This is a genomic window from Umezawaea sp. (genome assembly GCF_036375055.1).
Classification (GTDB): Bacteria; Actinomycetota; Actinomycetes; order Mycobacteriales; family Pseudonocardiaceae; genus Umezawaea.
Genome location: NZ_DASUSQ010000027.1, coordinates 23956 through 35650 on the forward strand (window position 1 = coordinate 23956; position 11695 = coordinate 35650).

The window sequence follows — 11695 nt, forward strand, 5'->3', positions numbered from 1 at the left end:
CACCGGAGGCGCGCGCGGAACCGGGTCGACCGGCGCGTGCCGGAACCGGTGCTTCAGCTCGACGGCCGGGCCCGCTGCCTGCCGTCGTAGTCGCGCTGGTGCGCCTGGATCGCGGGCGCGTTCGCGACCGTCCAGTCGTAGAGGTGGCCGAACGGCTCGCGCAGCGACTCCCCGATCGGGGTGAGCGAGTACTCGACGCCGATCGGCGACGTCGGCAGCACGCGGCGCCGGACCATCCCGTTGCGCTCCAGGCGGCGGAGCGTCTGCGTCAGGACCCGCTGGGTCACGCCGTCGAGGCGGCGCCTGATCTCGTTGAACCGGCGCGGCTCGCTCAGGACCGCCATCACCATCATCGACCACTTGTCGGCGATCTGGTCGAGGATCGGCCTGCTCGCGCAGTCGGACCGGAACACCAGGCCGCCCTCGGAGATGGCCCCGTAGAAGCTCTCGACATCGCTCTCGGACGCGGTCACGGCGGTATCCTCCACAATCCCAGTATCCCCACAGTGCCTTGTTGACGCAGCTCAGGAGTGGTTTCACAGTAGGTGTGAACAGGAACCGAGATCGTCCCGGACACCTACTGGAGACATGATGGACCACGACTCCCACCAGACCCTGCGGGTGATCAGGAAGGACGGGGTCGCCCACGTCACCATCGACAACCCGCCGGTCAACCTCCTCGGCGTCGCCCTGATGACCGACCTGCGGGACCTGCTCACCGCGCTGGCGGCCGACGACGCGGTCCGCGTGATCGTCTTCGACAGCGCCGACCCGGACTTCTTCCTGGCCCACGTCGACATGACCGCCACACCGGAGGCCCTCGCCGCGCTGGCGGCCGGCCTGCCGGAGGGCGTCAACGTCTTCCAGGCACTCGGCGAGCAGCTGCGCCACCAGCCCCAGGTGACGATCGTCAAGCTCGCGGGCAAGGCGCGCGGCGGTGGAGCCGAGTTCGTCGTGGCCGCGGACATGGCGTTCGCCGCGATCGGCCGGGCCGGGCTCGGCCAGGTCGAGGCGCTCATGGGCATCGTGCCCGGCGGTGGCGCCACGCAGTACCTCGCCGAGAGGATCGGCCGCAACCGCGCCCTGGAGGTGGTGCTCGGCGGCGACCTGTTCGACGTCGAGACCGCCGAGCGCTACGGCTGGGTCAACCGGGCCGTGCCCGCCGACGAGCTGGACGACGTCGTGGACCGCCTCGCCCGCCACATCGCCGCGCTCCCGGACGGCGTCGTGGCCGCCGTGAAGCACGCCATCGCCCCCCGCGACCTCACCGAGGGCCTGGTGCGGGAGAACGACGCCTGGGCCGGTCTGGTCTTCCGCCCCGCCACGGCGGAGCTGATGGGGGCGGGGCTGACCCACGGCGCGCAGACCCGCGACGGCGAGCACGACCTGGAGAGCCTGTTCCGGGGCCTGGCCCGGTCGGTGATCTAGCGCCGGTCGGGGCGCTAGGGTGCTGGTGTGGCACGACTGGTCCACCTCAACGGTCCGCCGGGCATCGGCAAGTCCACGCTCTCCGCGCTGCTCGCCGATCGCGAGCCCGGCACGCTGAACCTCGACGTCGACCTCGTGCACCGCCTGGTCGGCGGGTGGCGGGACGAGGAGACGGACACGTGGCCCGCCGTGTGGTCGCTCGTCCGGGCGATGGCGGCGACCCACCTGGGCGGCGGGCACGACGTCGTGCTGCCCCAGTACCACGCCCGGCTGCACGAGATCGCGGCGTTCGAGGACCTGGCGCGCGAGCACGGGGCCGACTTCCGGGAGGTCGTGCTGCTCGACGGCCGGGAGGCGTCGGCGGAGCGGTTCGACCGCAGGGCGCGCGACAGCGACGACCCGTGGATCCTCCACCACCACCGCCTCGTCACGGCGCGCGGCGGGCCGGCCGCGCTCGGGACCATGTACGACGACCTGGTGGAGGTCGTCCGCCTGCGTCCGGACGCGGTGGTGGTGCCGAGCGTGCCGGGAGCGGTGTCGGAGACCTACGCGCTGCTGGTGGACGCACTGCGCCGCTGACCCGCGCCACGGCTCCCGTGACCGGGGGAGGGACCACCCCGCTCAGGGCCAGTTCCGCAGGGCCACGTCGGCGACCTCCTGGAGCTCGTCGCGGCTCGCGCCGCCCGCGGCCTGGACGGCGATGCCGTTGGCCACGGTCGTGACGTAGCGGGCGAGGACGCGCGGGTCGGCGTCGGGCGGCAGGTCGCCCTCGTCGACCGCTCGCCGGAACCGGTCGTGCAGGTGCGTGCGGCCCTGGTCGCGCCAGTCGGCCAGGAGGTCGCGCACGGTCCGCCCGCCCTCGCCCGCGGCGAGGGAGCCCTGGACGCCGAGGCACCCGGCCGGGCAGCCGGGCGTGGTGCTGGCCGCGACCGCGCCCGCGAGGAGCGCCGCGGCCACCTCCCGCGCCGTCGGCAGCGCCAGCGCCCTGGCCACGTACGCCGCCGGGCCGTCGGCGTAGCGGTCCAGCGCCTTGCGGAAGAGGTCCTCCTTGTTGCCGAAGGCCGCGTACATGCTCGTCTTCGTGATGCCCATGGCCCCGGTCAGGTCGGTCAGGCTGGCGCCCTCGTAGCCCTGCTCCCAGAAGACCACCATGGCCCGCTGGAGGGCCTCGTCGGCGTCGAACCCCCGCGGCCTGCCGATCGGTGGCTTCCGGACATCGCTCATGGCCCCATCGTACCCCTTCCGTACCGTTCGGTTCGGAAGTGCTACGGTCGACTTCAGTACCGATCGGTACGGAGAGCTGTGGAGGTCGGAATGGGAACGCTGGAAGGCAAGACGGCCGTCGTCACCGGGGGCGGCACGCGGGGGATCGGCCGGGCCACCGCCGCGCGGCTGGTGGCCGAGGGCGCGCACGTGTTCATCACCGGCAGGCGCAAGACCGAGCTGGACGAGGCCGTCGAGGCCATCGGCCCGTCGGTCACCGCGGTGCCGGGCGACATCACCGACCCCGCCGACCTCGACCGGCTCTACGACGCGGTCCGCGCCAGGGGCAAGGGCCTGGACGTGGTGTTCGCCAACGCGGCCACCGCCTCCCTCGCGACCCTGGAGCAGATCGCCGAGGAGGAGGTCGACCGGATCCTCGCCGTCAACGTCAAGGGCACGCTGTTCACCGTGCAGAAGGCGTTGCCACTGCTCAACGAGGGCGCCTCGGTGATCCTGAACGCCTCGACCAGCGCCGACCGCGGCACGGAGATGTTCGGCCTGTACGCGGCGTCCAAGGCCGCCATCCGGACGTTCGCCAGGACGTGGGCCAACGAGCTGAGGGGCCGCGGCATCCGCGTCAACGCGATCTCGCCCGGACCGACCGACACCTCCGGGATCACCGAACTCGTCGGCGAGGAGAACGCGACCGCCTTCAAGGCGCGCGAGGGCGCCAGGGTCGCGATCGGCCGGATCGGCCGCCCCGAGGAGATCGCCGCCGCCGTGGCCTTCCTCGCCTCGCCGGACAGCAGCTACGTCCTGGGCGCAAACCTGTACGTGGACGGCGGCGAGAACCAGATCTGACCCGGCGGTGGTGGTGCGGCGGTCCGACCGGCGCACCACCGGGTTCACCGGAGGATCGCCTGGGTCACCAGCTCCCGCAGCGCGACCGGGGGTTCCAGGCCCAGCTCGTCCCGCAGCGCGCGGCGGCACTGCTCGAACTGGTGCTGCGCCTCCGCGCGGTTGCCCGCCGCGAGGTGGGCGTTGATGAGCACGCGGTGCGCGCTCTCCCGCAGCGGCTCGGCCTGCACGGCGGCGAGACCGGCCGCGACCGCCTCGCCGTGGCGGCCCGCCGCGGTCAGGCGCCGCGCCATCGCCTCCAGCGCGTACAGCCGGAGCTGGTGGTACTGCTCCTGCTCCAGCAGCACCCACTCGCTGTCCGACCACTCCGGCAGCAGGTCGGACGACAGGTCGTCCCAGGTCTGCTTCGTCAGGATGTCCTCGCACACCGTGGACCTGTCGAGCAGCTTGTGCGCGCGGGCCGTGGCGTCGTGGAAGTCGACGCGGATGTCCGCGGCCAGCGCGACCTCCTGCGACGACGCCTTGATGATCCCCGGTTCCGTGCGCAGCGCCCGCCACAGCGAGGATCGGAGGTTGGCGTTCGCACGGGTCGTGGTGGCCTCGGGCCACAGGGTCCTGGCCACGTAGGCCCGTGTTCGCGGTCTGCCCTGGAGCGCCAGGAACGCCAGCAGCTGCTGGGCGCTCGACGACAGCGCGATCCGCTCGTCCCCCACGAGCAGCGCGAAACCCTTGAGCAGCCGCAACGTGACGGCTTGTCGTACCTCAGTCCGCATCGGTCCCCCAAGGCGACGCCTCAGCACCGGGAACGCCCTCTCCTCGACGATTGTCGTCGATCTCCCCGCGGGCGTCACCGCGAATTGTGGCCCACGGCCGTCGTCACGGCGTCACCGGAACGTTGTCGGGCCTGGTCCTGAGCGTGCGCAGCCAGTCGTCGACGGCCGCGTGCACGGCGTGTTCGGAGCTCACGGCGGTGGGGGGCGCCTGCCGCGAGCCGACGGAGGACAGGATCCGCACGCGCAGGCGGTCCGGCCGTCCGTCCTCCAACCAGGCACGCATGATCATGCTGCCGGTGCGCTCCTCGGGAGCGTCCATGGGGTCCACAAGCGGCAAGGATGCACATCCGATGTCACCGCCGCGTTCCCGGCGCGTCAACGCGGGCGGGGTGGAACGGGGCGGTGACGCCACCGCGACGGTCGGATCGCGAACCCGACACGCGCTGCTGGAATCCTGCCCTGGTGCCACCGCGGCTCGCCCGGTGGTGCGGGGAGGAGGGGGTCCGGTGGGAGACTTCGGTGTGGTGGCCGACGTGTCGGCCATCGTCGTCGAGCGGCTGAACCGGGCGCTCGACGGGCTGAGCGCCGAACCGCCGAGGGCGGAGCTGCACGACCTCTCCGAGCCCGTGCAGCTGGACGTGCCGAAGCTGACGGTGTTCCTCTACGAGGTCGCGGAGGACCCGACCTCCCGCAACCGCCCCCCGGTCCGCTCGCTGCCACCGGACGCGCCCACCAGCCGCAAACCGCCGATGGCGCTGCTGCTGCGGTACCTCGTCACCCCGTGGGGCGGCGACCAGATGACCCAGCACCGGATGATCGGCCGGGCGCTGCAAGCGTTCTACGACGACGCGGTCCTCGACGGCGAGGAGCTGACCGGCAGCCTGGCGGCGAGCACCGACGCGCTGCACGTCACCCTGGCACCGCTGACGCTCGACCAGAAGTCGTGGGTCTGGTACGCGATCCAGAAGCCCTACCGGCTCTCGCTGAACTACGAGATCCGCGTGGTGAACCTGGATTCCCTGGACGTGTCGGCGCTCCGGCTGGTCACCAGCCGCACCGTCAACGGGGTGCCGTCGCCATGACCCGGTTCTACGGCGTCGAGAGGTCCGTGCTGCACAGCCCGGCCTGGTTCGTGCCGGTGGACGAGTTCACCGGGCGCGTGCGGGCCGCGGGCGTCGCCGTCGAGCTGGACCGCTTCGACGCCGCCGCGAACGCGTGGCTGCCGGAGGACGTCCGCGCGGTGCGCACGCCCAGCGCGGCCATCGCCTACCCTGGGCTGGGCAGGCGCGGTGCCCCGGCCCGGTTCCGGGCCCGCTTCACCGCGGCCGGGTTCGCGCCGCTGTACCCCGCCGACGACGAGCCGTTCGCCGCCGACGTCGTCGGCGTCGAGTTCCGGACGTTCCCCTACGACGAGGACCGGCCGCCCGTCGAACTCGCCGCGCCGAGGGTGGTCCGGCTCCTGCCGGGCACCGCCTTCCCCTACGGGCCCGGCGTGCGCACCGCGTACGGCGTCGCCGTGGACGCGGCGACGCGGGTCCCCGTGGCGAACGCGCTGGTGGCCGCCGAGGGCGTGAGCGGTGTCGAGGGCGTGCCCTGGCGGGAGCGCACCCTGACCGACGGCCGCGGCGCGTTCCGCCTCGCCCTGCGGTGGGAGGGCGGGGCGGAGGGCGCCGACGAGACCTTCCGACTGGTGGCGACCGAGCGGCCGGGCCGCACCGGGTCGGTTCTGGTCCGACTGCCCGCGGACCGAGGTCGCGGGCACGTCATCGAGATCACCGGATCCGACCGTCCAGCACAGCCGAACAGCAGGGAAAGTTAGGAGCCAGCCATGCCCGAGTACCTCAGCCCCGGCGTCTACGTCGAGGAGATCGACGCGGGGCCGCGGCCGATCGCGGGGGTGAGCACCAGCACCGCGGGCATGGTCGGGGTCACCAGGCGCGGACCGGTGGACGGCAAGCCCAAGCTCGTCACGAACTTCCTGGAGTTCCAGACCACGTTCGGCGGCTTCCTGGCCGAGCCGGAGCGGACGGTGCGCGACGCGTGGGCGAACGACCCCGGCGAGGGCGGCCGGTGGTGGCTGTTCCCGTTGGCGGTCAAGGGCTTCTTCGACAACGGCGGCCAGCGCCTCTACGTGAAGCGGGTGGCCTCCTCGGGCGCGGTGGCCGCGTCGGGCACGTTGGGCCAGGGGCTGGTGAGCGCCATCGCGCGGGACGCCGCCGTCGGTGCCACGTCGCTGGAACTGGGGCACGTCATCGGCTTCACCGGAACCGACGCCCTCACGATCGTCCGGGGCGGCGACGACACCGAGATCGGCACCGCGACCGTCACCGGCTACGACGCGACGGCCCGGCGGGTCCGGCTCGCCGCCCCGCTGGCCGTCGAGGTGAAGGCGGCGCGGGGCGACTACGTGCAGGTCGGCCCCCGCGCCGACACGCCGAGCCTGCGCTTCTCCGCGTCCAGCCCCGGTGCGTGGGGCTCGGCCGTGCGGGTGCGGTTCCAGGCGGCGGCGAGCGCCACCCTGCCCGTGCTGGCCGCACCGGACGAGGGCCCGCTGTTCACCACCCGGCTCGCCGTGGAGTCGCCCGCCGACAGCGGCACGGTCGTCGTGGACGCGGTGCCGGGCCTCGATCCCGACCCGTTGCCCGACGACGTGTGGATCCTGATCGGCAACCGGCGCTTCCCCGTGGCGGTGGGCGAACCGACGGGCGGACGGGTCACGCTGACGCTGCCCGCGAACACCAGCCACCCCGCCTGGCCGGTCGGGCTCGGTGTCCGCCGCGTGCGCCTGGCGAACGGCGGCGCGAGCCCGGAGCTGCGGATCGGCGGGGTGAACAGGCTGTACGAGAACGCGGTCGCCCAGCTCGACACCGGCGACGCCCTGACCACGCTGCGCGTCGTGTCGATCGAGGAGGACCGCGTCACCTTCGACGCCAACACCCCGGACCAGGTGTTCGAGTCCGCGAAGCTCGTCCTCGTCGAGGGCGTGCTGGACGCCCGGTACACCGATCCGGGCGGGACCGCGGTCACCGAGACGTTCCGCGACCTCCGGCTCACCCCCGACACCGACCCGGCGAGCGTGTCCGCCGTGCTGGCGCGCCAGTCGCGGCTGGTGACCGCGACCGCGCTGCCGGACCTGTCCACCGACCCCGCCCGGTTCCCCACCCCGAGGACCGGCGGCCCGTGGCTGTCGCTGTCCGACGGCGGCACCGACGGCTTCGAGGACCTCTCGGTCGGCGACTTCGTCGGGACCGACGGCGGCAGCGGCAAGCGCACCGGCATCGTCGCGCTGGAGGACGTCGACGAGGTCTCGATCTGCGCGGTCCCCGGCGTGTGGTCCGGCACCGTCGAGTCCGCGCTCGTCACGCACTGCGAACTGCTGAGGGACCGGTTCGCGATCCTCGACCCGCAGGACGGGCTCGACATCGAGGGCGTCCAGACGTTCCGGGAACCCCTCGACACCAGGTACGCGGCGCTCTACTACCCGTGGCTGGTCGCCAACGACCCGTCGACCAACCGGTTCGTCGAGGTGCCGCCCTCCGGCCACCTGGCGGGCATCTACGCCCGCGTGGACTCCGAGCGCGGGGTGCACAAGGCGCCCGCGAACGCCGTCATCCGGGGCATCCGGCTCACCGACGGCATCGCGCAGGACGTCACCAAGCGGCACCAGGACCTGTTGAACCCCAAGGGGATCAACGCGATCCGGTTCTTCCCCGGTCTCGGGCAGCGGGTGTGGGGCGCGCGGACGCTGTCGTCGGACGCGACGTGGAAGTACGTCAACGTGCGCAGGCTGTTCCTGTTCATCGAGGAGTCGATCGACGAGGGCACGCAGTGGGTCGTGTTCGAGCCCAACGACGAGTCGCTGTGGGCGCTGGTGCGCCAGACGGTCTCGAACTTCCTCACCACGGTCTGGCGCACCGGGGCGCTCGCGGGCACCACGGCCGACGAGGCGTTCTTCGTCACCTGCGACCGCTCCACGATGACCGAGGACGACGTCGCGAACGGGCGGCTGATCTGCCTGGTCGGCGTGGCGCCGGTGTTCCCGGCGGAGTTCGTCGTCTTCCGGATCCAGCAGAAGACCCGCGAGCAGCAGCTCGTCTGACACCACGACGTGATTGAGAGGCAAGAGCGATGCCACCTGTGACGCGGGACGATCCGTACGCCGCCTACAACTTCCTCGTCATCGTGACGAACGTCAGCGATGACGGCGTGGCGGTGAGCGGGTCCTTCACCGAGGTCAGCGGGCTGGACGTGGAACTCCCGGTGATCGAGTACCGGACCGGCAGCGAGGACATCACGGTCCGCAAGCTCGTGGGGTTGAAGAAGTTCCCGAGCGCGCTCACCCTCAAGCGCGGCGTCACCGGCCACGTCGGCTTCTGGAACTGGGTGAAGGAGGCGCTCGACGGCCGGGTGCGCCGCACGTCCGGCTCCATCGTGATGCTCGACGAGAACCGGCAGGAAGCCATGCGCTGGAACTTCGACCGGGCGTGGCCCACGAAGTACACCGGTCCGTCGTTCAACGCCACCAAGAACGAGATCGCGATGGAGACGCTCGTGCTGGCGGTCGAGAGCCTGCTGGTCGACGCGTGAGACGACGGGGACCGCGGACATGACCAGTGCAGCCCTGCCGGGCGTGACCCTCACCTCCGTGCCGCGCGGCTCGGACACCGAGCCGCTGCGCACGGACGTGGCGGCGTTCCTCGGCCGGACCAGGCGCGGACCGGTGGGCACCCCGGTCCGGGTCGAGAGCTGGAACGACGTGGTCGGCGCGTTCGGCCCGCCGGACGGCTCGGCGGCCACGCCGTACGCGCTGCGCGGGTTCTTCGAGAACGGCGGTCGCACGGCGTGGGTGCTGCGGGTCTCCGGTCCCGCCGAGACCGCGGGCGCGGAGTGGGCGGACGGGTGGCGGGTCGTCGCCACGAGTCCCGGAGCCTGGGCGAACGGCGGTCGCGTCACCATCCGCTACCAGGCCAGTTCCGTCGCCGGACCGCCGACGACGACCGTCCGGGTGGTGGTGCCGGGCGAGCGGGCGGAGACCTTCGCGGGCCTGCCTCCGGAGGCGGTGGCCGATCGGCTCACCACGTCCCGCCTGGTCCGGTTCGTGCCGGACGGCGCCCCGCCCGGCGCGGGCGGCGCCATCTCGGCGACCTGGGACCTCGCGCTCACCGGCGGCACCGACGCGGCACCGGGTCGCGCCGAGTACTCGACCGCCGTGCGGGACCAGGCCGACCTGCCGGAGCCCGCGCTCGTGGCGCTGCCCGACCTCGGCGCCGACCTGGTCGGCGCGGACCGCGGCGACCTGGTGCTGGAGCTGCTGCGCACGACCGCGCCGCTGCTGGACCGGCTCGTCGTGCTCGACGTGCCGCCCGAGCTGTCCACCGTGGACGAGGTGCTGGCGTGGACCGGCGGGCTGACGGGCGACGGCGACGACGTGCTGCTGTCCACCGCGGCCGTCTACCACCCGCCGCTGCGCGCCCCGGAACTCGCGGGCACCGGGCTGCGGGACGTCCCCGCCTCCGGGCACGTCCTCGGGGTCGTGGCCAGGCTCGACGCCGAACGGGGTCCGCACCACACCCCGGCCAACGCCGTCGTGCTCGACGCCGTCGACCTCGCCGTCGACCACCCGGAACCGCAGCTCGTCCGGCTGTTCGAGGCGAACGTCGACCTCGTGCGGTGCGTGCGCGGTCGAGGTCTCGTGGTGTGGGGCGGGCGCACGCTGTCCGCCGACCCGCGCCGCCGCTACGTCGCGCACCGCCGCCTGCTGCACCTGCTGGTGCGGGCGATCCGGCGGGTCGCGAGCCCGCTGGTGTTCGACGTGAACTCCCCGGAGCTGCGCCTGGCGCTGGTCCGCTCGCTCACCTCGGTGCTGCTGGAGACCTTCCGGTCCGGCGCGCTCGCGGGGGCCCGGCCCGAGCAGGCGTTCCGCGTGGTGTGCGACGAGACGAACAACCCGCCCGAGCAGGACCCCGCCCTGGTGGTGTGCGAGATCGACGTCGCGCCCGCCGTGCCGATGGAGTTCGTCCGGCTGCGGCTCGTGCTGGGCCAGGACCGCGGCTTGGAGGTGGTGGAGTCGTGACCACCCCCGTGGACGTCGTGCGCGCGCTCACCGAGCCGCTGCTGAAGTTCCGCTTCGTCGTGACCCTCGACCCCGGCGACGCGTACCTGCCCCCCGCGCAGGCCCTGCTGCTGCCGCTCGTCGCGGCGGGCGGGTTCCAGGAGGTCACCGGCCTCGGCGGGACCCTCGAAGTGGTCGGCTACGCCGAGGGGGGCCGCAACGACTCGGTCCACCAGCTGCCGCTGCGCAACACCTGGAACCGGATCACGTTGAAGCGCGGCGTGGTCCGCGACCGCGTGCTGTGGTCCTGGTACCGGACCGGGCTCGCCGACTCGCTCGGTGCCCGCCGCGACGGAGCCGTGATCCTGCTCGGCGACGAGGGCCTGCCCGCGATGGCGTGGGCGTTCCACGGCGGGCTGGCCGCCAAGTGGAGCGGCCCCGACCTGCACGGCGAGCAGAGCGCCGTCGCCATCGAGTCACTGGAGATCGCCCACGAGGGCCTGACGAACGTCCTGTAGGAGACAGCGTGCCGAAGAACCTGGTCATCCACAACCTCGAAGTCCGGTTCCAGGTGGACGGTGACGACGGGGCCGTGTTCACCCGCCTGTTCAACAAGCACATCCAGGCGTGGGCGCGGTTGTACGAGCAGGAGTGCGCACGCGCGAAGCACGCCGAGGGCGACCGCAGGCTCGGCGACGGGGAGGGCTGGTGAGCACGACTCCCGTCTCGTTCGCCGGGTTGGGCGCGCGGGCCCGGCTGCACATCGTCCGCCCGGTGATCGCCGACGAGCGGCAGCGCCGCATCCCGCTGCGGTTCAACCCCACCGACTACAAGCTCAGCAAGAGCAACACCTTCGCCGAGATCACCATCCCCGGCCTGGAGACCCCGCCGCTCCAGTACGTCCGCGGCGGCAGCGAGACGCTCACCGTGCAGGCGCTGGTGGACACCTCCGACACGCTGGACAACGTTCGAACGTCCTACGTGGACGCCATCCGCAACCTGATGCGGCCCGACAGCAGGGAGCACGCGCCGCCGATCGTCCAGTTCGTGTGGGACGAGGCCGTGTTCACCGGTGTGGTGGAGAAGCTCGACGTGAACTACGTGCTCTTCCACTCCGACGGCGTGCCCCTGCGTGCCCAGCTCGACCTCACCCTCAAGGAGTACCGGCCCGCGGCCCAGCAGGTCGCGGACAACCCGCGCTCCTCGCCGACCGTCGAGAAGAGCTACGTCGTGCGCGTCGGCGACACCCTGTCGAGCATCGCCGCGGCCGTCTACCGGCGGCCGGAGGAGTGGCGGGCGCTGGCCCGCGCCAACGGGATCACCGATCCCCGCGACCTGAGGCCGGGGCAGGTGCTGACCGTGCCCCGGCTGATGTGAGGGG

Annotated in this window: 15 protein-coding genes; 11 read left to right on the forward strand and 4 right to left on the reverse strand. The window is 72.9% G+C overall.

What is annotated here, in order from left to right:
- Positions 1-53: 53 nt before the first annotated feature.
- A complete protein-coding gene (locus VFZ92_RS08845; protein WP_330875330.1) occupies positions 54-473 on the reverse strand; it encodes a helix-turn-helix domain-containing protein in 420 nt (139 codons plus the stop codon).
- A 118-nt stretch (positions 474-591) separates the two neighbouring features.
- Here VFZ92_RS08845 and VFZ92_RS08850 point away from each other — a divergent pair, with 118 nt between their 5' ends.
- Positions 592-1428 carry an enoyl-CoA hydratase/isomerase family protein gene (locus tag VFZ92_RS08850; RefSeq protein ID WP_330875331.1) on the forward strand — a complete coding sequence of 279 codons (837 nt, stop codon included), beginning with the start codon at positions 592-594 and terminating at the stop codon, positions 1426-1428.
- A gap of 27 nt (positions 1429-1455) precedes the next feature.
- The gene (locus VFZ92_RS08855; RefSeq protein WP_330875332.1) at positions 1456-2007 is read left to right on the forward strand and encodes an AAA family ATPase; all 552 of its coding nucleotides are present in this window, start codon (positions 1456-1458) and stop codon (positions 2005-2007) included.
- Positions 2008-2049: 42 nt separating this feature from the next.
- Here VFZ92_RS08855 and VFZ92_RS08860 read toward each other — a convergent pair whose 3' ends face one another.
- Entirely contained in the window at positions 2050-2652 is a 603-nt protein-coding gene (locus VFZ92_RS08860) for a TetR/AcrR family transcriptional regulator (protein WP_330875333.1), read from the reverse strand.
- A 90-nt stretch (positions 2653-2742) separates the two neighbouring features.
- On the opposite strand from VFZ92_RS08860, the gene VFZ92_RS08865 reads away from it, so the two are divergent.
- Complete coding sequence (locus VFZ92_RS08865) at positions 2743-3492, forward strand: SDR family NAD(P)-dependent oxidoreductase (protein ID WP_330875334.1); 750 nt, start codon at positions 2743-2745, stop codon at positions 3490-3492.
- 44 nt (positions 3493-3536) lie between these two features.
- Here the strand turns inward: VFZ92_RS08865 and VFZ92_RS08870 are convergent, their stop codons facing one another.
- Positions 3537-4262 (reverse strand): AfsR/SARP family transcriptional regulator, encoded by a 726-nt coding sequence (locus VFZ92_RS08870; RefSeq protein ID WP_330875335.1) that lies wholly within the window; start codon positions 4260-4262, stop codon positions 3537-3539.
- Positions 4263-4365: 103 nt separating this feature from the next.
- Positions 4366-4581: a hypothetical protein gene (locus VFZ92_RS08875; protein WP_330875336.1), complete on the reverse strand. Its 216-nt coding sequence runs from the start codon at positions 4579-4581 to the stop codon at positions 4366-4368.
- Between the two features lie 187 nt (positions 4582-4768).
- On the opposite strand from VFZ92_RS08875, the gene VFZ92_RS08880 reads away from it, so the two are divergent.
- From VFZ92_RS08880 to VFZ92_RS08915, 8 genes are read left to right on the forward strand one after another with little or no spacing between them, the layout of a single operon-like run.
- Positions 4769-5344, forward strand: a complete 576-nt coding sequence (locus tag VFZ92_RS08880; RefSeq protein WP_330875337.1) for a DUF4255 domain-containing protein — start codon at positions 4769-4771, stop codon at positions 5342-5344.
- Positions 5341-6081 (forward strand): carboxypeptidase regulatory-like domain-containing protein, encoded by a 741-nt coding sequence (locus VFZ92_RS08885; protein WP_330875338.1) that lies wholly within the window; start codon positions 5341-5343, stop codon positions 6079-6081. The genes VFZ92_RS08880 and VFZ92_RS08885 overlap by 4 nt, the downstream gene beginning before the upstream one ends.
- 9 nt (positions 6082-6090) lie before the next feature.
- Positions 6091-8361: a phage tail sheath C-terminal domain-containing protein gene (locus VFZ92_RS08890; protein ID WP_330875339.1), complete on the forward strand. Its 2271-nt coding sequence runs from the start codon at positions 6091-6093 to the stop codon at positions 8359-8361.
- Positions 8362-8390: 29 nt separating this feature from the next.
- Positions 8391-8849 carry a phage tail protein gene (locus VFZ92_RS08895; protein WP_330875340.1) on the forward strand — a complete coding sequence of 153 codons (459 nt, stop codon included), beginning with the start codon at positions 8391-8393 and terminating at the stop codon, positions 8847-8849.
- 19 nt (positions 8850-8868) lie between these two features.
- Positions 8869-10335, forward strand: a complete 1467-nt coding sequence (locus VFZ92_RS08900; protein WP_330875341.1) for a phage tail sheath subtilisin-like domain-containing protein — start codon at positions 8869-8871, stop codon at positions 10333-10335.
- Positions 10332-10832, forward strand: a complete 501-nt coding sequence (locus VFZ92_RS08905; RefSeq protein ID WP_330875342.1) for a phage tail protein — start codon at positions 10332-10334, stop codon at positions 10830-10832. The genes VFZ92_RS08900 and VFZ92_RS08905 overlap by 4 nt, the downstream gene beginning before the upstream one ends.
- An 8-nt stretch (positions 10833-10840) precedes the next feature.
- Positions 10841-11026, forward strand: coding sequence for a putative phage tail protein (locus VFZ92_RS08910; RefSeq protein ID WP_330875343.1), 186 nt, complete (start codon positions 10841-10843; stop codon positions 11024-11026).
- Positions 11023-11691 (forward strand): CIS tube protein, encoded by a 669-nt coding sequence (locus tag VFZ92_RS08915; protein ID WP_330875344.1) that lies wholly within the window; start codon positions 11023-11025, stop codon positions 11689-11691. Before VFZ92_RS08910 ends, VFZ92_RS08915 begins: the two co-directional genes overlap by 4 nt.
- The last annotated feature ends 4 nt before the right edge of the window (positions 11692-11695 follow it).